The following is a 23,435-nucleotide window of genomic DNA, read 5'->3' as shown; positions in this document are numbered from 1 at the left end:
CGATGTTGGGTATCCTCTAAAGGTGAAAATGACATTGAGTTAGGATTGATATTCCCAGCATGATGTTGAACATAATTTTGTACGACTCTCTATATGTAAAAGTTAGGGACTTGTGCTGAATTAATTTAAAGGAGGATCTCTGCATGTCAAAAGCATATGAACAAGCAGGTGTAAATATTGAAGCGGGCTACGAAGCTGTTAAACGAATGAAGTCTCACGTTGAACGTACGAATCGACTAGGCGTGATGGGTACATTTGGAGGCTTTGGTGGTATGTTTGACTTGTCAGAACTAAATCTTAAAGAACCTGTTTTAATTTCAGGGACAGATGGTGTTGGGACAAAATTAAAATTAGCTTTCATGGTAGACAAGCACGATACAATTGGCGTGGACTGTGTTGCTATGTGTGTAAACGATATTGTAGCGCAAGGTGCAGAACCACTTTACTTTTTAGATTACGTGGCACTTGGTAAAGCAGAACCAGCGAAAATTGAACAAATCGTCAAAGGTGTTGCAGATGGCTGTGTGCAGTCTGGTGCTGCTTTAATCGGTGGTGAAACTGCGGAAATGCCAGGTCTTTATGAAGAAGATGAGTATGATTTAGCAGGATTTGCTGTAGGCGCTTGTGAAAAAACAGCAATCGTAACAGGTGAAAAAATCGTTGAAGGTGATGTGCTTATTGGATTAGCGTCAAGCGGCGTCCATTCGAACGGCTATTCATTAGTGCGCAAAATCGTGTTTGCTGACAACGGCTATGCAGTGGATGCAGTTGTTGAAGGCTTCGAAGATTTAGGCCCAATTGGTGAAGCACTGTTAGTCCCAACTAAATTATATGCAAAACCAGTTCTTGCAACATTAAAGGCGGCTGATGTGCATGGTTGTGCACATGTAACGGGTGGCGGTTTCTATGAGAACTTACCACGTATGATGCCAGAAGGCTTAGCAACAGAAATTGACCTAGGTTCTTGGCCGGTTCTTCGTATTTTCGAATTTTTAAAGGAAAAAGGTCAGCTTGAAGATAAAGATTTATATAATGTCTTCAATATGGGCATTGGTTTCGTATTGGCTGTACCAGCAGCAGAAGCAGATAAAGTTATTGCTACAGCAGAAGCGAATGGTGAAAAAGCATACAAAATCGGTCGCGTTGTGAAAGGCGAGGGCGTTGTATTTAACGGCTCACATGATGGGAGCTTAGTGTAATGACTGCACCAGTAAAAATTGCCGTCTTTGCTTCAGGGAGCGGCAGTAATTTTCAAGCGATTCAAGAAGCGATTGAACGTGGCGAACTACATGCTAAAGTGGAGCTTGTTGTGACAGATAAGCCTGCAGCATTTGTTGTGACTCGTGCTGAAAAATTTGGTATCCCTGTCCTAGCTTTAAATCCAAAAGAATTTGCATCGAAAGCAGACTACGAAACTGCGATTATTGAAGCCTTGCGTGAATGTGGTGTGCAGTGGATTGTACTTGCAGGGTATATGCGTCTAATTAGCGAAGTATTATTGGCGGCATATCCACAGCGTATTGTGAATATCCACCCTTCACTGTTACCATCCTTCCCAGGAAAAGATGCTATTGGACAAGCAATTGCACATGGTGTGAAAGTGACGGGTGTTACGGTGCATTTTGTAGATGAAGGCATGGATACAGGGCCTATTATTGCACAAGCTGCAGTTGCTGTTATCGAAGGTGATCGTGAGGCAACTGAAATGGCCATTCATCAGCAAGAGCATGTGTTATATACAAAAGCATTACAACAATTATTAAAATAATGGATTGGTAGGTAGTTAGGTTTGGCTCATTGTAACAGGAAACGCTAATTACTCCTGTAAGATTCGCTCAAATCATGATGAACTCCGCTCAAGTAGAACGAGTCGTTCAATTAGCACCTAACGCCGCTAAATCAAGATGGATAGATAATTCGTGGCTTTACACGAGACAAATTAGGAGGATTTCGTTGTGACAAAACGTGCATTAATCAGTGTTTCCAATAAAGATGGTATTTTAGAATTTGCCAAAGAATTAGTGGCATTAGGTTATGAAATTTTATCAACTGGTGGTACAAAAAAAATGTTACAGGACAATAATGTCGCAGTAACAGCAGTGGATGAAGTAACAAAATTCCCTGAAATTTTAGATGGGCGTGTAAAGACTTTAAATCCAATGATCCACGGTGGACTATTAGGGAAATTCGATGATGCTTCTCATCAAGCGCAAATGAATGAGCATGGAATTGAACCAATTGAAATTGTTTGTGTTAATCTTTATCCGTTTGTTGAAACAATTTCAAAGCCTAATGTAACATGGGATGATGCCATCGAAAATATTGATATTGGTGGTCCAACAATGCTACGTTCAGCAGCTAAAAATCATCAATATGTAACAGTCATTGTAGATAGCAATGACTATGCAACTGTATTAGAAGAACTGAAAGCAACGGGTGCTACAACGATTGAAACACGTCGTAAGTTAGCAGCAAAAGTTTTCCGTCACACAGCAGCGTATGATTCTTATATTTCCAATCACTTAACAGAGGAAGCATTCCCTGAAAGCTTAACGCTTACTTACGAATTAAAGCAAAACTTACGTTACGGTGAAAATCCTCATCAAAAAGCAGCGTTTTATCAAAAACGTCTTGGTTCGGATTTCTCATTAGCTTATGCTACGCAATTACACGGAAAAGAATTATCGTACAATAACATTCAAGATGGTAATGCCGCACTTCAAATCGTGAAAGAATTTGAAATGCCTGCAGCAGTTGCTGTGAAGCATATGAATCCTTGTGGTGTTGGTACAGGTGTAACGCTAGAAGAAGCTTTTGACAAAGCATATGCAGCCGATCCTACATCTATTTTCGGTGGAATTATTGCATTGAACATGGAAGTAGATGCGGCAACGGCAGAAAAGTTAAGCCATATTTTCTTAGAGATTATTATTGCGCCATCTTTCACGCAAGAAGCATTAGATATTCTTACACAAAAGAAAAATATTCGCTTATTAACAATTCCATTTGAGCAAGCTAAAAAAGATCAATTTAACGTTGTCTCTGTTGAAGGTGGCTTACTTGTACAAGAGCCAGACAGCTTTGGCTTTGGTGATGCAGACATTAAAGTAGTGACAGATAGAGAGCCTACTGACAAAGAATGGGAAGCATTACAACTTGGCTGGGCTGTAGTTAAACATGTGAAATCAAATGCAATCGTTGTAACAGATTCTCAAATGACATTAGGTGTTGGCGCTGGTCAAATGAACCGTGTAGGTGCTGCGAAAATCGCTTTCGAACAAGCTGGTGATAAAGCAAAAGGTGCTGCTTTAGCATCTGACGCATTCTTCCCTATGAGTGATACAGTAGAAGCAGCTCATGCGGCAGGAATTACAGCCATTATTCAACCAGGTGGCTCTATTAAAGACCAAGATTCGATTGATAAAGCAAATGAGTACGGCATTGCAATGGTGTTTACAGGCGTACGTCACTTCAAGCATTAATCATCGCTATATAAAAATATACAAATAATAAAGGGTTTGTCCTAATAAGGAAAATAGTATACTGGGAGCGTTTCTAGTATACTATTTTTTCTATAAAAGCATATAAATGCTCTAACTCACATGAGGTTCGAAGGATTTATTTAGAGCAGCTTATTAGACAGCTCTTACTCTTAAAGAGGAGGATTCACTAATTATGAACGTATTAGTTATAGGAAGTGGCGGTCGTGAGCATGCAATTGCCAAACAATTTAGCATTTCTCCGTCCGTAAAAAAAGTATTCGTAGCGCCAGGTAATGATGGGATGCGAGAAGATGTAGAAGTTGTTGCGATTGACACAATGGATTTTGCAGGACTTGCACAATTTGCAAAAGAAAACGAAGTAGATTTAACATTTGTTGGTCCAGAGCAACCACTTGCAGAAGGGATTGTCGATTTCTTTACGCAACGTGGCTTACGCGTATTTGGTCCAACGAAGGCAGCAGCGCAAATTGAAAGTAGTAAATCATATGCCAAAGATATTATGAATAAATATCATATTCCTACGGCTGCACATGCAACCTTTACAGAATCAGAAAAAGCGATTGACTATATTAAAGCCCAAGGTGCACCAATTGTTATTAAGGCAGATGGCTTAGCGGCTGGTAAAGGTGTAGTAGTAGCTATGACAGAAGAAGAAGCGATTGATGCCGTACAGGATATGATCGGGAATCAGCGTTTCGGGGAGTCTTCATCTCGTGTCGTGATTGAAGAATTCCTTGATGGTGAAGAATTCTCCTTTATGTCTTTTGTACATAAAGGACAAATTTATCCAATGGTGATTGCACAAGACCATAAACGGGCTTATGACGGCGATAAAGGACCAAACACAGGTGGCATGGGTGCATATTCTCCCGTTCCACAAATATCGCAGGACGTAGTGGATGTCGCCTATCGAACAGTAGTTGAGCCGACTGTTAAAGGAATGGAAGCAGATGGGGTATCATTTACGGGTATTTTGTATGCAGGTCTAATTTTAACAAAAACGGGTCCTAAAGTAATCGAGTTCAATGCGCGCTTCGGTGATCCAGAAACTCAAGTCGTCCTGCCACGCATGCAATCCGATTTCGGTGCCTTTATGAACGCATTAATGGAGGAAAAACCATTTGATTTGCAATGGTCAAATGAAGCGATGTTAGGTGTTGTTATTGCTGCTGAAGGATATCCTGGTGATGTGGAGAAAGGAAATGCGTTACCGAACTTAGAAACATTATCAGCTTCACATGCAGTCTACCATGCAGGTACGAAGTTTGTAGATGGAAAGTATGTAGGGAATGGTGGGCGTGTTTTACTTGTCGCGGCTAAAGCATCTACTTTACAAGAAGCACAAGAAAAAGTGTATGCTGGTATTGCCACAGTTGAATGGAACAACTTCTTCTATCGCAAAGATATTGGCTGGCGTACATTTAAATAACATTTACAAATATTTTTCATAGACTTTTCATTTCTCTAAAAAGTAAGGAGCCGTCTCAAATTTGTATTGAGACGGCTTCTTTGACTAAGAAGGATTTTGTGCTTTTGTTGTAGAATTTTTACTGTCCGAGGAATGTTGGTTTGAAGTGCTGGTGTCAGATGAATTAGAAGAACTTGCAGTTATATCTGACGAATTACCAGTAATCGCAGAGGAGAAATCCTTCATAAGCTTACCAATTTGTTCAGTGGACATTGGATTTTGTTCAGAAGACATAGAATTTTGCCCACTGAACATACTTTGCATAGAGGTGTTCATGGCAGTTTCCACATTTGTGTTTAACATTGCCTTTGCAGGACAATATTTAAAAATACCCTCAGCCATTTTCATTGCCCCTAATGCGATCATCAGTCGACTTTTCAAACAGTTAGGATTTCTTGAAACTTTAGCGATACCAAATGCCGTCATACTTGTGCCAAGGGCAAAACGGCAAAAGGCATTTTTATCACTAAGATTTGCTTGTTGCATCATATCGTTTCCTCCTTTAGTCATAGTGGGAAAAATAAAGCGGGGTGCACTTTGCTTTATGAAAGTGCTGTGTTACGATTGAAACAAGATGATTGCATAAAGCATTATTTTGCTTCATATTGCAGATAATCTGAAATGAAGATGTACATGGCTCGGTTTTTGAAAGGCGTCAACTTGTGAGTCCTATTCAAAATGCGAACGCCAATACATCCATATGCACAATGAATGCAAAAGCGTTTATGCAGTAGTAGTATGTGAATTCAAATAGGAATTACACAATGAAATTTTACGCAAATTAGGAAGGAGCGATTTACATGGATCCAGTATGGAAAATTACGGAATTGCGTCAGCATTTAGCTGTTATAGATGGCAAAAAGTCGCCTAATATTGTCTTGAAAAATGCACGTTATTTACATAGCATGCTGAAACAATGGGTGATAGGGAATATTTGGATTGCAGGAGACCGTATCGTGTATGCGGGAGAAAAAATGCCTCCATTAATAGAAGGAACAGAAATAGTGGACTGTTCGGGTAAAACGATTGTACCTGGCTACATTGAACCACATGTTCATCCGTTCCAGTTGTATCATCCTCAATCCTTTGCTGATTTTTGTGGGCAACTTGGGACTACAGCTTTTATATCGGATAATTTAAGCTTCGTCTTATCTTTAGAAAACAAGAAAGCGTTTTCAATATTAGATGACTTAAAGAAATTACCGTTTTCGTTCTATTGGTGGACGCGCTTTGATTCACAAACTGAAATGGAGCAAGAGGAAGAAATTTTTTCAAACACTTCTATTTTAGAATGGTTAGAACGTGACGATGTATTGTTAGGTGGAGAGCTAACGGGTTGGCCACGCTTACTACATGGTGATGATTTAATGCTTTATCGCATGCAAATGGCGAAAGGATATGGCAAAAAGATTGAAGGTCATTTTCCAGGCGCATCAGAGCGCACTTTAGCGCGGATGAAATTACTTGGTGCAGATGGAGACCACGAAGCCATGACGGTGGAAGAAGTAGAACGTCGTATTATGCAAGGATTTGCGGTAACGCTTCGTCATTCTTCGATTCGTCCAGATTTACCAAATCTATTGAAAGGAATCGTAGAAAAACAACTACCGATATTCGACCATCTAATGATGACAACGGATGGCTCAACACCATCATTCCATCAGGATGGTGTGATGGATAAATGTATTCAAGTCGCATTAGATGCAGGGGTTTCACCAATCGATGCTTACCAAATGGCATCCTATAATGTTGCGCGTTATTACAATATGTCAAACTTACATGGTTTTATTGCGACGGGACGCTTTGCCTCACTAAATATTCTACAAGATGAATATCATCCAATACCGGAAAGTGTACTATCAAAAGGTGTTTGGTTAAAGCGTGATGGAGAACGGGTGCATCGTTTTGCTGACATAGATTATTCAGCAATTCCTTCTTTTGATTTGGACTTTTCGCTAACCTCTCATGATTTCCAATTTTCAATGCCATTTGGAATTGAATTAGTGAATGACGTTATAACGAAACCTTATAATTCGTTGATTACACGAGAAGGGCAGCTTGCAAACCATGATGAAAGTTATTTAATGCTGATTAATCGAAGTGGTAACTGGCATGTTAATACGATGATTAAAGGTTTTGCCACAAACGTTCAAGGTTTTGCCTCCTCCTATTCAAATACTGGGGATATTTTGCTTATCGGCAAAAATAAAGACGATATGCAAAAGGCATTTGAAGAGATGAAGGCAATGCGTGGAGGCATTGTGCTTGTAGAAAAAGGAGAGGTCGTAGCATCTGTTCCGTTAACTATCGGTGGTATTCTGTATCAAGGGAATATGGAGGAACTGACAGTGAAGGAGCTTGATTTAAAACAAGCATTGGCAGAACGTGGCTATCGTTTAGGAGATGCCATTTATACTTTGCTATTTTTACAATCTACGCATTTGCCGTATATTCGAATAACACCAAAAGGGATTTTTGATGTCCTGAAGAATAAATTATTATTACCAGCAGTAATGCGGTAGTTAAAGTAGTACAATTTATGTAGCGCCAGAGCACCAGCAAATAGACATTACATCAGAGCGGCATTGACTAAAGGAGAGTAATGCAAGTGTTAAAATCAAAAAAACTACTAGTTGGCTTAGCATTAAGCGCCTTGTTCATCGGTGGATGTTCAAAGGATGCGTCTGAATCAGATGAGGAAGCAAAGAAAGTAGATGATAAGCCAGCTATCGAAGAGCCTGCAAAGCAAGAGACATTTGTGGCACCGTTAACAGGAGAGAGTGTTGAAGAAGAAGTAACACAGCGTCCAATTATAGTGACCATTAATAATCATCCTGCCGCACGCCCTCAATCAGGTTTGGCATCAGCAGATATTATTTATGAAATGCTAGCTGAAGGAGACGTTACGCGTTTACTAGCAGTCTATCAAAGTGATTTACCAGAAAACATTGGCCCAGTACGAAGTGCACGTTCATATTTTGTAGATATGGCAAAAGGTCTTGGGGCATTTTATGTCGCACATGGCTACAGCCCAGAGGCAAAAGCGATGCTTAGCAATAATGTCGTGGATAATATAAATGGTATGAATTACGATGGAACACTGTTTAAACGCTCGAATGATCGCGTAGCGCCACATAACTCTTATATTACCTCTGAAAATATATTAAAAGGTGCTGAAAAAGTAGGCGCTTCAATGAATTACAGTGAAAAAGTGCATCAGGCTTTTTATGAACCCGATGAACGTGGTAAAATAGGCGTTGAAACAAGTCAAGTTGACATTAACTATGGGAATAGTAATTATTTCCACAATACGTATGTGTACGATCATCAAACGAATCGTTATGGACGACAATCGGCAGGCGTGGAAACGAAAGATATGTTGACAGGCGAAGCATTAACATTTGCAAATGTGTTATTTTTTGAAATGAATCACCAAACAATTGATAATGTGGGTCGTCAAGATATTGATTTAACCTCTGGTGGAAATGCGTATGTATTGCAAAATGGTTATTTAAGAGAAGTAAAATGGGCTAATATCGATGGATTACCAATGGCTGTCGAAGAATCTGGTGACCTTGTAAAGCTAGTTCCAGGAAAGTCATGGGTTCATTTCGTACCAGCTTCACCAGGGTTACAAGCAATGGTGAAAACGCAGCCTTAAGAGGGAGGAAAACTGTATGCAAATCGAAAAAATTCGAGGGCATCAAACAGATCAGTTATTTAAAGCAGTACTAGAACTGAAGGACATTGAAGAATGCTATAAATTTTTTGATGATTTATGTACGATTAGTGAAATTCAATCGCTAGCACAACGCTTTGAGGTAGCACATTTATTACGTTTAAAGAAAACCTATGAATCCATTAAAAAGGAGACAGGGGCAAGTACCGCAACAATTTCTCGTGTACGTCGCTGCTTTGATTATGGTAACGATACATATGATGAAATGTTAGGTCGTTTGTATCCAGATGAAAAGCCGTTTCAAGCACCAAAAGAATAGTAGGTAAGAGGCTGGGTAGAGTTTCTGCTCAGTCTTTTGTATTTTTTTGTAGAGAGCCATAAGCTATACTTGTAAACGAATAGATAGAAAATGATAGGTGGTATAATAGATGGATTATTTAGAGTGGAGACATGTGTTCAAGTTAGACCCAGCAAAGGACATATCGGATGAAGCACTAGAAAAAATTTGCGAATCTGGCACGGATGTTATTTTGGTTGGCGGCACAGATGGCGTAACATTAGATGGCGTATTAGATTTACTTGTCCGTGTGCGTCGCTTTGAAGTACCAATAGCGCTGGAAATTTCAACAATTGATGCAGTAACGCCTGGCTATGACTATTATTTTATTCCAACGGTGTTAAATAGTGATGACCCGAAATGGATTAAAAATTTACACCATGAGGCTATTAAAGAATATGGAGATATTATGGTTTGGGATGAGTTAGTAGCTGAAGGGTATTGTATTTTAAATCCAAATTGTAAAGTTGCAGAAGTAACACAAGCGAATACCGATTTATCGACGGATGATGTAGTGGCCTATGCACGAATGGCAGAAAACTTCTTCAAACTGCCTGTATTTTATTTAGAATATAGCGGAGAGTATGGCGATATTGAAATAGTACGTGCGGTGAAAAGTGAATTGCAAAATACGAAGCTCTTTTACGGTGGTGGCATAACTTCTTCTAAGCAAGCTGCTGAAATGGCACAAGTTGCTGATACTGTAGTTGTGGGGAATATTATATATGAAGATTTAAAAGCTGCACTTTCGACTGTTAAGGCTGTAAAAAATGCGATATAATTAAGAACAAATGTTTGTAAGGTGGTGCGAAATGGAGCATTTAACAAAAAACTTATTAGTAGGTATGAATTCTGAACAGGAAAAAGCAGTGAAAACAACTGAAGGCCCATTGCTTATTATGGCAGGCGCTGGTTCGGGCAAAACGAGAGTACTAACACATCGTATTGCGTACTTAATCATAGAAAAAGAAGTATACCCATCAAAGATTTTAGCGATTACGTTCACGAATAAGGCTGCTCGTGAAATGAGAGAGCGGATAGATGGCATTCTCGGAAATGGAACGGGCGACAGCATGTGGGTGTCCACATTTCACTCGATGTGTGTACGCATTTTGCGCCGTAATATCGAGCAACTAGGTATTTCACGCAACTTCTCGATTTTAGATTCGACAGATCAGCTATCAGTTATTAAAAATGTCTTGAAAGATGAAAATATTGACCCTAAGCGCTTTGAACCACGTGCTATTTTAAATGCGATTAGTTCAGCAAAAAATGAATGCATAACTGCAGATGAATATGCAGCGCAAATCAATGAACATAATCCGTATGAAAAAACAGTTGCCCTTGTTTATAAAGGCTATGAAAAAAGATTACGACGCAATCAGTCACTGGATTTTGATGATTTAATCATGACAACGATTACCTTATTTAAACGAGTACCTGAAGTATTAGAATACTATCAAAATAAATTTCAATATATTCATGTTGACGAATATCAAGATACTAATAAATCGCAATATTTATTAGTGCAATTACTTGCGAAAAAATTTAAAAATATTTGTGTTGTAGGGGATTCGGACCAATCCATTTATCGTTGGCGAGGCGCTGATATTGGCAATATCTTATCGTTCGAAAAAGATTATCCAAATGCTAAGGTCATTATGCTAGAGCAAAATTATCGCTCTACAAAGCGCATCCTCCAAGCGGCAAATGACGTCATTCAAAATAATACAAGCCGTTATCCGAAAGAGCTGCGCACAGAAAATGCACATGGTGAAAAAATTGCTTTATATAAAGCATATAATGAGCAGGAAGAAGCGCAGTTTGTCGTGCAAACAATCCAACAGCTTATGGAGAAGGAAAATCGTTCATTCGATGATTTCGCCATCTTATACCGTACAAATGCACAGTCTCGTGTGATGGAAGAAGTGCTTGTGAAGTCCAATATGGCGTATCAAATTGTGGGTGGTACAAAATTCTATGACCGTAAAGAAATAAAGGATTTACTGGCGTATTTACGTCTAATCGCCAACAATGACGATGATTTATCGCTTGCGCGTATTATCAACGAACCGAAGCGCAGTATTGGTGCTACCTCATTTGAAAAAATGGCACGCTATGCAATTGATCAGGATCGCTCCATTTTTGATGCGATGAATGATCTAATCTTTATGGGACTAACAGGAAAAGCTGCTGCTTCAGCAGAACATTTTTATGCAATGATTAAAGGTTTTACGGAAATGCAAAATTACTTATCTGTGACGGAAATCGTGGAACAAGTAATTGAGAAATCAGGCTATCGTGCGATGTTACAAAACGAAAAGTCCATTGAAGCGGAAAGTCGTTTAGAAAATATTGAGGAATTTTTATCTGTAACAAAAGCGTTTGAAGAACGCAGTGAAGATAAGAGCTTAATCGCCTTCTTGACGGACTTAGCTCTTATTGCCGATATCGATGCGCTCGACAAGGAAGATGCATCAAAAGGAAATATTATTTTAATGACGATGCACGCTGCAAAAGGATTAGAATTCCCTGTCGTTTTCATTATTGGCATGGAAGAAAATATTTTCCCTCACTCTCGTTCTTTAGATGACAACGATGAAATGGAAGAGGAACGACGACTGGCATATGGTATGAAACGTTTGTCAGAAATCGCTTAGGCGAAGGATTGGCAGGGCTAGCAAGTAAGCTTGCTAGCAACAACTGATATTATGACACCACGGCGGAGAACCCAAATAATCTCCGTGACTAGATGGAAGCTAATACTCCCACATGCAACACTGGTAACAGATTGTGTGAAGTTGGGTGAAGTCGCGCTAAGTAGCCCTAACAGGTCAAGCTGAGGAAAGGTTAAACATTACTGCGAACATGGTGCGGGCTGGGTAGCTGTATATGGTTAGGATTTAAGAATTTAATGACGAACCACTGAATGTACGTCTCGTAGAGCGGGCAATAGAAATGTTGTCTAATTAACTATATTCCAAAGGATTTATCGTATGGGATTCTGATGGATAGAACTAATGGGTTGTTCTACTGAAAAGATATAGTCGGGATAAAGGTGGAACCTAAGTACAGTTATATACCTAGTAATATCGGAACGTTTGAGACCCCTAACGTTTAGTAATCGCTTGGGGATTGCAATTTGCATGAAAGAGCATGAATAGGGGAGTCAGTAGGGGCATAGTACTGTCGAAGCTTCTGTAATGGAAGTGGAGGGAAGGCCCCTAGTCTAACATCAATAGTAATCGCTATCCCATGTGGAAAGAGGGCGATACGGTTGAAAGTCAAAGAAAAGGATATTTGGCGATATGGACTAAATGATATCGAACAGATTCTATTTGACAAAGCATTAGCAAAAACACGATTTAACCACTTATGGCAATACGTCATAGATGAAAGGAATATTATTTGTTCAATTAAAATTATAGGCAGCAATAAAGGTAAGAAAACAGCAGGTCCAGATGGTCTAACATTTAACGACATTATGAATTTTGAATTCCATGTTGTTATAAAGGAAATTAAAAATCGGTTATATGGTTCTAAACTGGGAAAAGCAAGACGTGTGATCATACCAAAAAGCAACGGAAAAATGCGACCATTAGGCATTACAAATATTTTCGATAGAATTGCACAACAATGTGTAAGAAATATTTTAGAACCAATTCTTGAAGCGCACTTCAACCCAGAAAGCTTTGGTTTCAGAAAGAATCGAAATGCTCAAGAATGCATGTCCTACATCGCAACTACTTTACAATACAATAACGAAGGTCATATTTACGATTGTGATTTAAAAGACTACTTTGATACGGTGCAAATCGACAAGGTACTTGATAAATTAAAAATCAATCACAATATACACGACTTAGGATTTTTAAAGTGTATAAAGCGTTTAATGTGGATTGACCTTATACAACCAAAAGAAAAATATAATGGTGTTGGATTAAGACAAGGGACAATATTGGGACCAATACTGGCAAATGTCATGTTCCATGATTTTGAACTTCGACTTCATGAAATAAATGATTTCAAGCGAGAAAATGGTCGTCAGATTATACAAAACCCGAATATTCATAAAAACCACGGTAAGAACTATAAACGTGGATGTGAATTTTACTTTAATTGGTTGCAACATCGTAGAGTAGTAAAAATTATTCGTTACGCAGATGACTTTGTATTAATTAGCAAAGGAAAATATGATATATACGATGCAATAATGATGCTAGAAGATTGGTGTAAAGAAAACGAATTAGAAATAAATCGTGATAAAACGAAGTTAATACCAATTAATGGTGATGCACAACTGGAGTTCTTAGGATATAAATACCGAAAAACACACAGTACCAAACAAAATTCATTTATTATTTCGGTAGAGAACCAAAAGAAACTTTGGAAGGAAACCAAACGAAGACTTGAATGGTGTCTTTGGAAAGGCAAATTGGATTACTTCATCGTATATATCAGAGGTATATTTTATTATTATAATATCTGTACGAATTTAACGTGGCTAATAAGTAGAATACATTTATTGCTTATAAAAAAGATGTGTAGACGTCGGCAAGAAGTGAAAATTAATAAAGTTCGAAACCCTCATGTTAGCTTTATCATAAATGGACAACTACTTGACCTATGGGAGATGAGGCAACAAAGTGTAAAAAGTACAATAGATTATATGTATGAAGTACACAAATTATGGGAGCCAAATCAAACAGAATATAAAGCATTAGAGTGGTTGAACTATTTCTTTGAAAACCGAACGAAAACTGGGGAAAATTGCAGTAATATTATTTATATCCCCAGTCTACTGAACCAACATAAAAAAGAACCGATTTTAGATAAACCGTATTTGACAATGGACCCTCAAGAAATACACTTGCATCATAAAATTCCTAGAAGCCTAGGTGGTACGGATAGTTACAATAACCTTGTAATGTTAAGTAAAACATCACATAAATTCGTACATGATGTGAATTTGAAATTAAAGGATTTACCTGCCTATATAAATTTAAAACAACTGAACAAATACAGAAAACTTTGTGGTTATAATTCACTAAAATAATGCGAAATTAACTATTGATGATTAGATGGAACGCCGTGTGCGGGGAAACTCGCACGCACGGTGTGGGGTGGGGGAAAAGCTGGAGATAACTTCAAAGGCTTACCTATCACCATTTGGAATTACACGGGCAGAGGAACGCTTGTATTTAACATGTGCACAATCTCGTACGATTTTTGGTCGTTCAAGCTTTAACAATGCTTCCCGTTTCTTACGTGAAATTTCAGAGGACATTTTAGAGTCAATTTCCAAAGGTGGTTCAAAACCTGAAGTACCATTTGCATCAAGTAATCGCTCGTCTAGTGGGTATTCAAAACGCACACTTGGCGCGCACCGGCATACACAACCAGCAACTGCACGCCTGCAAGCAACTGGAGGCGACCAATTCGGTTGGAAGGCTGGGGATAAAGCGATTCATAAAAAATGGGGAACAGGTATGGTTGTTAGCGTAAAAGGTGAAGGTGATAGTACAGAACTTGATATCGCATTTCCACAACCAATCGGTATTAAGCGACTATTGGCGCAATTTGCACCTATTGAAAAAGCGTAAGCGGAGGAACTTAAATGAATGAAATTGAACAGCGCATAGCGGAGTTAAATAAATTATTGCATGAATATGGGCATGCGTATTACGTGCTAGATAACCCTCTAGTTGCAGATAGTGTATATGACCAACTATTACATGAACTCATTGCATTAGAAGAGGCAAATCCGTCACTTATTTATCCTGATTCACCGACACAGCGTGTAGGCGGTGCAATCGTAGAAGGATTTAAAAAAGTGACGCATGATTATCCGATGCTAAGTCTGTCAAACGCATTTAATGAAGCGGACTTACAAGAGTTTGACCGTAAAATTCGTCAAGCAATCGGCGATCACTTTTCTTATGTTTGCGAATTGAAAATAGATGGTCTTGCTATTTCATTAAAATATGAGAATGGTGTTTTTGTGCAAGGAGCTACACGCGGTGATGGCGTTGTAGGGGAAGATATAACAGCAAATTTAAAAACGATTCGTGCTGTGCCACTGCGCTTAAAAGAACCAATTACGATTGAAGTACGTGGCGAAGCCTATATGCCTAAAAAATCATTTGAAAAATTGAATGCAAAGCGAGCAGAAAATGGCGAAGAATTATTTGCAAATCCTCGCAATGCCGCTGCTGGCTCATTGCGTCAATTAGATCCTAAAATTGCCGCAAGTCGTCAATTATCAACCTTTATCTATGCAATTGGGGGAGATGGTGAGGCGTACGGAATTGATGGACATGGCGAAATGCTAGATTATTTAGAAGGAATCGGCTTCCCTTCGAATAAGGAGCGTCAACGTTGTGCGTCCATTGAGGAAGTATTGTCCTTTATTGAATATTGGACAGAAAACAGACCGAATTTAGCCTATGAAATTGATGGTATTGTTATCAAAGTCGACCGTTTTGCACAGCAGGATGAACTTGGCTATACAGCAAAAAGTCCAAGATGGGCAATTGCCTACAAATTCCCCGCTGAAGAAGTTGTCACAACATTACTTGATATTGATTTAACAGTAGGACGCACTGGCGTTGTCACACCAACTGCGATGTTAGCACCGGTACTGGTCGCTGGAACTACAGTGCAACGCGCCTCTCTACACAATGAAGATTTAATTCGCGAGAAGGATATTCGCATTGGAGATACCGTCATTATCCGAAAAGCTGGGGATATTATTCCTCAAGTAGTCGGGGTATTATTAGAGCAACGTCCAGAAGATTCAATTCCTTACGAAATGCCGGCAAATTGCCCGGTATGTGATAGTGAACTGATTCGAATTGAGGGGGAGGTTGCCTTACGCTGTGTGAATCCAGCTTGTTTTGCTCAAATTGCAGAGAGCATCAAGTACTTTGTCTCCCGTAACGCCATGAATATTGATGGGCTTGGCGAGAAGGTTGTCGAGCAACTGTTGCGCGCTGATTTAATTCATGATGTATCCGATTTATATCAGTTAACAGTGGAGCAATTAGTAGAGTTGGAACGAATGGGTGAGAAATCAGCTACCAACCTAGTGAAAGCTATTCAAGCATCTAAGGACAATTCGATGGAACGTCTATTGATTGGGTTAGGAATACGACATGTTGGAGAGAAGGCAGCGAAAATCGTGTCAGAGGAATTTGAGACGATGGAGGCGGTTATGGCTGCATCTGAGGAACAACTTGTTGCGATTCATGAAATTGGCGATAAAATGGCCTCGTCGCTCGTTGAGTATTTTGCTAATGAAGATGCCCGTGCTGTTATTAAGCGACTTGCTGAAGCGGGTGTCAATATGACATATAAAGGAAAAAAGGTAGAAGTAATCCTAGGAGACAATCCATTTGCAGGGAAAACAATCGTATTAACTGGTAAACTTGAGCAATTGACACGGAACGATGCAAAGGCGAAAATAGAAGAGTTAGGTGGAATTGTCACAGGCAGTGTTAGTAAGAAAACAGACCTTGTTATTGCTGGTTCGGATGCGGGTTCCAAACTAACGAAAGCACAACAACTAGGCATTGAAATTTGGAACGAAGATGACCTAATTGAGCAACTGACTTAACATCATTTAAAGTAAAGCTTCATAACGCAAGAAAACAGGTAAAGCGTAAAGAATATTTGCGCCCAAAAATTAGTGGCGTCAAATATAATTTGTCCAAGACGAATCTGATATTAGTAAAGGGGTACTAACATAATGAAGTCATTTCGACTCATTCCAGCAATTGTAGCTGCTGCAATGCTAGTCGGCTGTGTACCTTCGAATAAGAAGGAGACAGAGCTTACACAGGAAACGCAACAGGAAAAAGCGGAAACAACGATTATTCCTAGTCTACAGATTGATGAATCTTTTTATAAAACACTCATTCCATATAAAGAAAGTGCAAGCCGTGGATTAGTCGTTTCAAATATTTACACGAAGTATGATATGAAGGAAGTTGAAACAGGGTTAATGCGTCTTTCTCAAAATGAGTTTGACACAGAAAATTATTACTTCCAAGAAGGGCAATATTTAGCTGAAAGCACAGTAAGCTCCTGGTTAGCGCGTAGTTCACAAACGGAGAATGGTTTAAATCCTCCGACAACAGACGCTATGACGCCAGAAGAACGTGCAACCAAAGCGCCTATTTATTTAGCCCATATTGTAGAGCAAAACTACTTAAAGAAAACGGATGATAACAAAGTAAAACTAGGTGGTATTTCAATCGGGCTCGCTTTGAATTCTATTTATTATTATCAGAAAGAACAATATGGGGAGTATTACGAGGAGCCTATTCCGGAATCTGCTCTTATTGAACAAGGCAAAAAGATGGCGGCTGAAATCGTTTCCCGTATGCGTACACGTGATGAACTAAAAGATGTACCGATTGTCGTAGGGCTATTTAAACAGCGAGCGCGCAATGAAATAATTCCAGGTACGTATTTTACTTATGGTGTTGCCAAAGAAGGGCAAAATGATATTGGCGATTGGCAGGCGCTTGATGAAGAATATGTGATGTTCCCTACAGATGACACACATGATGCTTATCGAGATGTAAGTAATAATTTTAAAAACTTCAAACAAGATGTTGATAAATATTTTTCTAACTATACGAGTGTAATTGGTACTGGCTTCTATCAAAATAAAAAAATACAAAAGCTCTCAATTGAAATTCCAATCCAATTTTTCGGCACGGCTGAAATTATTGGTTTCACACAATATTTGACGGGCGTCCTTATCAATCAATTTGATAATATCAATGTCGAAGTGAGCATTACATCGGTTAATGGTCCAGAAGCTTTAATTATGAAAGAAGCGAATGATAAAGACCCATATGTACACGTGTATGAGTAAAAAATAGTCAGCCTTGTGCTGGCTATTTTTAATGAAATGAGAACAAGACATAGTACGAATAAGCCTCAAAGTACGGAAATCCGCTATGGATGATGTTGTCCATTTCAACAATAGAAGACATCATAAGACAACACTTTGTCATAGTAGTGAAAGTTTCTATATTTTTGGTGAAAGTTGTGATTTTTAGTAGGAAAAATGTTATGATAATGGGCATGGTTAACTTTATTCAACCCTATTGTTATCGATAAAAACAATGAATTGGATAGTATTCGGAGGTGTGAACAATGGCAAAATTAACAAAAGAAGAGGTTAAGCACGTTGCGAATTTAGCACGTCTTGCAATTACAGAAGAAGAAGCGGAAAAATTTGCTGAGCAACTTGGGAAAATTACTGACTTTGCAGAGCAGTTAAACGAGTTAGATACTACAAATGTTGAACCAACAACACACGTTTTACCATTAGTAAACGTAATGCGTGAAGACGTGGCAACAAAAGGTTTAGACCGCGATGTAATGATGTTAAATGTAAAAGAACAAGAAGATGGTCAAGTAAAAGTACCAGCTATCATGTAATACTAAAACATAGGAGGATTCCTCATGACGTTATTTGAACGTTCAGCAAAGGAGCTACAAGCTGATATTAAAGCTGGTAAGCTAACAATCGCTGACTTAACAAAAGAAGCATATGAACGAGTGGCAAAGCTTGACGGCGATGTACAAGCTTTCCTTGCTTCAAACGAAGAAAAAGCAACTGCACAAGCAGCTGAAATGGACAAAGTACCATTTGAAAAACGTGGACCACTTTTTGGTCTTCCTATTGGCGTGAAAGACAATATCGTAACAGAAGGCTTAGAAACAACATGTGCTTCTAAAATTCTTGAAGGATTTATGCCAATATACGATGCAACTGTTGTAAATAAGCTACGCGAAGCGGGCATGATTACAATCGGAAAATTAAACATGGATGAGTTTGCAATGGGTTCTTCAAATGAAAACTCATACTATAAAACAACAAAAAATCCATGGAACTTGAACCACGTACCAGGTGGCTCATCAGGTGCATCTGCAGCAGCAGTAGCAGCAGGAGAAGTGCCATTTTCACTTGGTTCAGATACAGGTGGTTCAATCCGCCAACCTGCAGCATATTGCGGTGTCGTAGGGATGAAACCTACATATGGTCGTGTATCTCGTTTTGGACTTGTAGCATTTGCTTCTTCGTTAGACCAAATCGGACCAATTACACGTAATGTTGAAGACAATGCACTTCTATTAGAAGCAATTTCAGGCTTAGACCCTAACGATTCAACTTCAGCAAATGTAGAAGTACCAAACTTCGCAGCAGCACTAACTGGCGATGTCAAAGGCTTACGTATTGCTGTACCAAAAGAATTTTTAGGTGAAGGTGTTGGCGAAGCAGCACGTCAATCCGTACTGGATGCATTAGAAGTACTAAAAGGCTTAGGGGCAACAGTAGAAGAAGTATCACTTCCTCATTCTAAATATGCACTTGCAGCTTACTATATCCTATCTTCTTCTGAAGCTTCATCAAACCTTTCTCGTTTCGATGGTATCCGTTACGGCTTCCGTGCTGAAAACGTGAAGAATTTAATGGACCTTTACAAAGAAACACGTGCGCAAGGCTTTGGTGATGAAGTAAAACGTCGTATCATGCTAGGAACATACTCGCTTAGCGCAGGTACTTATGACGCTTACTACAAAAAAGCGCAACAAGCACGTACACTTATCAAAGCAGACTACGACAAAGTATTCGAAGACTTTGATGTCATCATTGGACCTACTGCACCAACACCAGCATTTAAAATTGGTGAAAATGTAGATGATCCGATGACGATGTATGCTAACGATATTTTAACAATTCCTATGAACTTAGCAGGTGTGCCAGCCATTTCAATTCCATGTGGTTTTGAAAATGGTCTACCATTAGGCTTGCAAATTATCGGTAAATACTTCGATGAAGCAACAATTTACCGTGTAGCGCATGCGTTCGAGCAAGCTACTGCGTTCCATAAAGAAGTTCCTCAAATTTGGGAGGGAAAATAACATGAACTTTGAAACAGTCATTGGTTTAGAAGTACACGTTGAGTTAAAAACAAACTCAAAAATCTTCTCGCCAGCGCCAGCTCACTTCGGTGCTGAACCAAATACAAACACAACAGTAATCGACCTAGGCTACCCTGGTGTCCTACCTGTCTTAAATAAAAACGTTGTAGATTTCGCAATGCGTGCAGCACTTGCATTAAACATGGAAATCGAACAAGAAACAAAATTTGACCGTAAAAACTACTTCTATCCAGATAATCCGAAAGCTTATCAAATTTCACAATTCGATAAGCCAATCGGTAAAAACGGTTGGATTGATATTGAAGTAGATGGTTATACAAAACGTATCGGTATTACACGTCTTCATATGGAAGAAGATGCTGGTAAACTAACGCATGCTGGTGACCACTCACTTGTGGACTTTAACCGTCAAGGGACGCCGCTTGTAGAAATCGTGTCTGAGCCAGATATTCGCACAGCAAATGAAGCGTACGCCTACCTTGAAAAATTAAAATCCATTATCCAATATACAGATGTTTCAGACTGTAAAATGGAAGAAGGTTCACTGCGCTGTGATGCCAACATTTCGATTCGCCCATATGGCCAAGAAGAATTCGGTACAAAAACAGAGCTTAAAAACCTGAACTCATTCAACTACGTACGTCGTGGGATTGAGCACGAAGAGTTACGCCAAGCTGACGTATTACTTTCAGGTGGCGTGATTGATCAAGAAACGCGTCGCTTTGATGAAAAAACAGGTAAAACAATTTTAATGCGTGTGAAAGAAGGAACAGATGATTATCGTTACTTCCCAGAGCCTGACTTGGTGCGTCTGTCAATCGACGATGAATGGTTAGAGCGCGTTAAATCAGAAATCCCTGAACTGCCAGATGCTCGTAAAAAACGCTATGTTGAAGAATTAGGCTTAACACCTTATGACGCGGGCGTGCTTGTTATTTCTAAAGAAATTTCGGATTTCTTTGAAGCGATGGTAGCTGATGGTGCAGATGCAAAACTTTCAGCTAACTGGTTAATGGGCGATGTTTCAGCTTATTTAAATGCTGAACAAAAGGATCTTAAAGATACAGCATTAACACCAGAAAACCTTGCTGGTATGGTGAAGTTAATTACGGACGGTACAATTTCTTCTAAAATCGGTAAAAAAGTATTTGCTGAATTAGTAGAAAACGGCGGTTCAGCTAATGACATCGTAAAAGCAAAAGGTTTAGTTCAAATTTCAGATGAGAGTGCCTTATTAGCAATTGTTACAGAAGTATTAGATAACAATGCACAATCAATCGAGGACTTTAAAAATGGTAAGGATCGTGCAATTGGCTTCTTAGTCGGTCAAATTATGAAAGCGACAAAAGGCCAAGCGAACCCACCAATGGTTAATAAATTATTACAACAAGAAATTGCTAAACGCTAATTTTTTGCTATTACAACGAGTCAAGAAAGTGTCTTCACTTTCTTGGCTTTTTAAATGTAAAGACTGTACATACTAACAAAAAGTAGCACTTAATAGTTGTCTAAAAAGAGTATTCATAGCAAAATATAGAATAGAAACAATCACATCACTTAAAAAGGGGATAGTATATGAAAACTGAGCAACAATATTTTGAAGAAGCCATTTCAATTCAACAATATATGGATCAGATGACGACGCTAAAAGAAGATAGCTTTCTAATTTATGATGGTTTTGAAGTGCCAACAAACGATGGTTTTGTAACGTTACTGAAGGACAAGCAACCAAAAATTTTAACCATTACAGAAGATTGGTGCGGCGATGCAATGCTAAATAATCCAATTATTCGCCGTGTTGCTGAAGCAGCTGGATTAGATATGCGTACAGTTTTCCGTGATGCAGATACAGATTTAATCGACCGTTATTTAACAAATGGTGGACGCGCGATTCCGATGTATATTTTATTAAATGAGTCGGGACAAGTGATAGGTAAATGGGGACCACGTGCGCCAGAGTTACAGGATATTGTTGTGAACAAAAGAGCGACGTTGCCAGATAAAGAAGACCCAAATTTTGAGGAAGCACAAAAATCGCTTTACGCTGAAATTCGTGAAGACAATATTACCAACAAAACAAATTGGACTTATGTATATGAAGATTTCAAAAAACATGTAACAGCAGCATTACAAAAATAAAACACTTTGTTTAGCGCCAGAGGTGTTTGTGCTGGCGTAGTAATAGTAGTGCAACATTTCAACGAAAAATTCGTTGAAAGTATTAGAATCTTATGAAGCAGGAAGGTATGTTATGAAACGAGCAAGAATCATTTATAATCCTACATCTGGGCGAGAAGTGTTTAAAAAGCATCTACCAGAAGTATTGGAGAAACTAGAGGTAGCAGGCTATGAAACATCTTGTCACGCAACAACTTGTGAAGGTGATGCAATAGAGGCAGCAAAAAATGCAGTAGAACGTGGATTTGATATTATCATAGCGGTTGGTGGCGATGGAACGTTAAATGAAGTTGTTTCTGGTGTAGGCCAATTCGATAAACGTCCAAAGATTGGTCTAATTCCTATGGGGACAACGAATGATTTTGCACGTGCTGTCCATATTCCACGAAATATTGATGAAGCCGTTGATATTATTATTAAAGGGGATACCTTACCAGTTGATGTTGGATTGTTAAATGGAGAACGCTATTTCATCAATATTGCTGCTGGAGGACGTATTACTGAGCTAACGTACGAAGTACCTAGCAAAATGAAAACAATGCTTGGACAGCTTGCCTACTATTTAAAAGCAGTTGAAATGATTCCATCTATTAAGGCATCGCATATGCGTATTGAATATGATGGTGAAGTATTCGATGGCGATGCCATGATGTTTTTATGTGGCTTAACGAATTCAGTAGGAGGCTTTGAAAAGCTTGCGCCAGATGCGAGCATCAACGATGGCTACTTCACATTATTAGTATTAAAAAAAGTAAGCTTGCCAGAATTTATTCAACTTGCAGCAATGGCTTTACGAGGCGAACATTTAAAGGATGATCGTGTTATTTATAAAAAGGCAAGTGTTGTAAAAGTAACGACGGATAGTGAAGTTCATTTAAATTTAGATGGTGAATATGGTGGAGATGCGCCTGCGACTTTTGAAAACTTAAAACGCCATATTGAAATTTTTGTACCAATTGAAGATATTCGTGAGGAAGACCGTATTTAGATTAACAAAAAGCGTAAATTTTATTTTATAAATTTACGCTTTTTGTATTTTATTACCATATAATGAAGCATTGTGAACGAATTAAGAAAAATGTTTGGCAAATGTGCGTATATTACTTGAACAAAATTTGAAACCTTTATAATAGGCCGAAATATCGGACCATTATAAAGGTTTTTTTAGTTGGAATAGTGGAAAATATGGGTATGGGAAAGGGAAAGGAAGTGGTGCAGTTGTATAAGTCACAGGAAAAGAAGCTTATTTGGTTAAGTTTTGGTGTTGCAATTATCATGCTACTTTCCATACTTGGAAGAATATTT

The 23,435-nt window shown here is 38.8% G+C and carries 17 protein-coding genes and 2 pseudogenes; 18 read left to right on the top strand and 1 reads right to left on the bottom strand.

The annotated features are described in order from the left end of the window. Positions 1-143 precede the first annotated feature (143 nt). The 4 genes from purM (at position 144) to purD (ending at position 4,932) form a co-directional block, all read left to right on the top strand. The gene (gene purM / locus C9J37_RS20985) at positions 144-1,199 is read left to right on the top strand and encodes a phosphoribosylformylglycinamidine cyclo-ligase (RefSeq protein WP_107896942.1); all 1,056 of its coding nucleotides are present in this window, start codon (positions 144-146) and stop codon (positions 1,197-1,199) included. Next, positions 1,199-1,768 carry a phosphoribosylglycinamide formyltransferase gene (gene purN / locus C9J37_RS20980; protein ID WP_025220658.1) on the top strand — a complete coding sequence of 190 codons (570 nt, stop codon included), beginning with the start codon at positions 1,199-1,201 and terminating at the stop codon, positions 1,766-1,768. The genes purM and purN overlap by 1 nt, the downstream gene beginning before the upstream one ends. A 187-nt stretch (positions 1,769-1,955) precedes the next feature. Beyond that, complete coding sequence (gene purH, locus C9J37_RS20975) at positions 1,956-3,482, top strand: bifunctional phosphoribosylaminoimidazolecarboxamide formyltransferase/IMP cyclohydrolase (RefSeq protein ID WP_107896941.1); 1,527 nt, start codon at positions 1,956-1,958, stop codon at positions 3,480-3,482. 193 nt (positions 3,483-3,675) lie between these two features. Continuing rightward, the gene (gene purD / locus C9J37_RS20970) at positions 3,676-4,932 is read left to right on the top strand and encodes a phosphoribosylamine--glycine ligase (RefSeq protein WP_024364465.1); all 1,257 of its coding nucleotides are present in this window, start codon (positions 3,676-3,678) and stop codon (positions 4,930-4,932) included. A gap of 84 nt (positions 4,933-5,016) precedes the next feature. Here the strand turns inward: purD and C9J37_RS20965 are convergent, their stop codons facing one another. Then, complete coding sequence (locus tag C9J37_RS20965; RefSeq protein ID WP_107896940.1) at positions 5,017-5,460, bottom strand: YgaP-like transmembrane domain; 444 nt, start codon at positions 5,458-5,460, stop codon at positions 5,017-5,019. Positions 5,461-5,771: 311 nt separating this feature from the next. Between C9J37_RS20965 and C9J37_RS20960 the strand changes: the two genes are divergently transcribed. The 14 genes and pseudogenes from C9J37_RS20960 (at position 5,772) to C9J37_RS20895 (ending at position 23,118) form a co-directional block, all read left to right on the top strand. Continuing rightward, complete coding sequence (locus C9J37_RS20960; protein WP_107896939.1) at positions 5,772-7,493, top strand: adenine deaminase C-terminal domain-containing protein; 1,722 nt, start codon at positions 5,772-5,774, stop codon at positions 7,491-7,493. An 86-nt stretch (positions 7,494-7,579) separates the two neighbouring features. Beyond that, positions 7,580-8,632 carry a DUF3048 domain-containing protein gene (locus C9J37_RS20955; protein ID WP_107896938.1) on the top strand — a complete coding sequence of 351 codons (1,053 nt, stop codon included), beginning with the start codon at positions 7,580-7,582 and terminating at the stop codon, positions 8,630-8,632. Positions 8,633-8,648: 16 nt separating this feature from the next. Beyond that, complete coding sequence (locus C9J37_RS20950) at positions 8,649-8,969, top strand: YerC/YecD family TrpR-related protein (RefSeq protein ID WP_004225717.1); 321 nt, start codon at positions 8,649-8,651, stop codon at positions 8,967-8,969. 109 nt (positions 8,970-9,078) lie between these two features. After that, complete coding sequence (gene pcrB, locus C9J37_RS20945; protein ID WP_069509607.1) at positions 9,079-9,768, top strand: heptaprenylglyceryl phosphate synthase; 690 nt, start codon at positions 9,079-9,081, stop codon at positions 9,766-9,768. A gap of 31 nt (positions 9,769-9,799) precedes the next feature. Next, positions 9,800-11,638 (top strand): annotated as a pseudogene (pcrA, locus tag C9J37_RS20940) (DNA helicase PcrA); the annotation flags it as partial. A 626-nt stretch (positions 11,639-12,264) separates the two neighbouring features. Further along, on the top strand, positions 12,265-14,043 hold the full coding sequence (locus C9J37_RS20935; protein ID WP_107896937.1) for a reverse transcriptase domain-containing protein: 1,779 nt from the start codon (positions 12,265-12,267) through the stop codon (positions 14,041-14,043). 112 nt (positions 14,044-14,155) lie between these two features. Beyond that, positions 14,156-14,590: pseudogene (locus tag C9J37_RS20930) on the top strand (ATP-dependent DNA helicase PcrA); the annotation flags it as partial. Between the two features lie 14 nt (positions 14,591-14,604). Continuing rightward, positions 14,605-16,602, top strand: coding sequence for an NAD-dependent DNA ligase LigA (gene ligA, locus C9J37_RS20925; RefSeq protein WP_107896936.1), 1,998 nt, complete (start codon positions 14,605-14,607; stop codon positions 16,600-16,602). 132 nt (positions 16,603-16,734) lie between these two features. Next, complete coding sequence (locus C9J37_RS20920) at positions 16,735-17,871, top strand: CamS family sex pheromone protein (RefSeq protein WP_107896935.1); 1,137 nt, start codon at positions 16,735-16,737, stop codon at positions 17,869-17,871. Between the two features lie 284 nt (positions 17,872-18,155). Continuing rightward, the gene (gene gatC, locus C9J37_RS20915) at positions 18,156-18,443 is read left to right on the top strand and encodes an Asp-tRNA(Asn)/Glu-tRNA(Gln) amidotransferase subunit GatC (protein WP_024364473.1); all 288 of its coding nucleotides are present in this window, start codon (positions 18,156-18,158) and stop codon (positions 18,441-18,443) included. Between the two features lie 24 nt (positions 18,444-18,467). After that, a complete protein-coding gene (gene gatA, locus C9J37_RS20910) occupies positions 18,468-19,931 on the top strand; it encodes an Asp-tRNA(Asn)/Glu-tRNA(Gln) amidotransferase subunit GatA (RefSeq protein ID WP_107896934.1) in 1,464 nt (487 codons plus the stop codon). 1 nt (position 19,932) lies between these two features. After that, complete coding sequence (gatB, locus tag C9J37_RS20905; RefSeq protein ID WP_069509620.1) at positions 19,933-21,360, top strand: Asp-tRNA(Asn)/Glu-tRNA(Gln) amidotransferase subunit GatB; 1,428 nt, start codon at positions 19,933-19,935, stop codon at positions 21,358-21,360. A 167-nt stretch (positions 21,361-21,527) separates the two neighbouring features. Then, on the top strand, positions 21,528-22,091 hold the full coding sequence (locus C9J37_RS20900) for a thioredoxin family protein (protein ID WP_107896933.1): 564 nt from the start codon (positions 21,528-21,530) through the stop codon (positions 22,089-22,091). A 112-nt stretch (positions 22,092-22,203) separates the two neighbouring features. Next, on the top strand, positions 22,204-23,118 hold the full coding sequence (locus C9J37_RS20895) for a diacylglycerol kinase (RefSeq protein ID WP_107896932.1): 915 nt from the start codon (positions 22,204-22,206) through the stop codon (positions 23,116-23,118). Positions 23,119-23,435: the final 317 nt, after the last annotated feature.

This window comes from Lysinibacillus mangiferihumi (assembly GCF_003049665.1).
Taxonomy (GTDB): domain Bacteria; phylum Bacillota; class Bacilli; order Bacillales_A; family Planococcaceae; genus Lysinibacillus; species Lysinibacillus mangiferihumi.
Note: the sequence above shows the minus strand (reverse complement) of the source record. Positions and strands in the feature narration are given on the sequence as shown.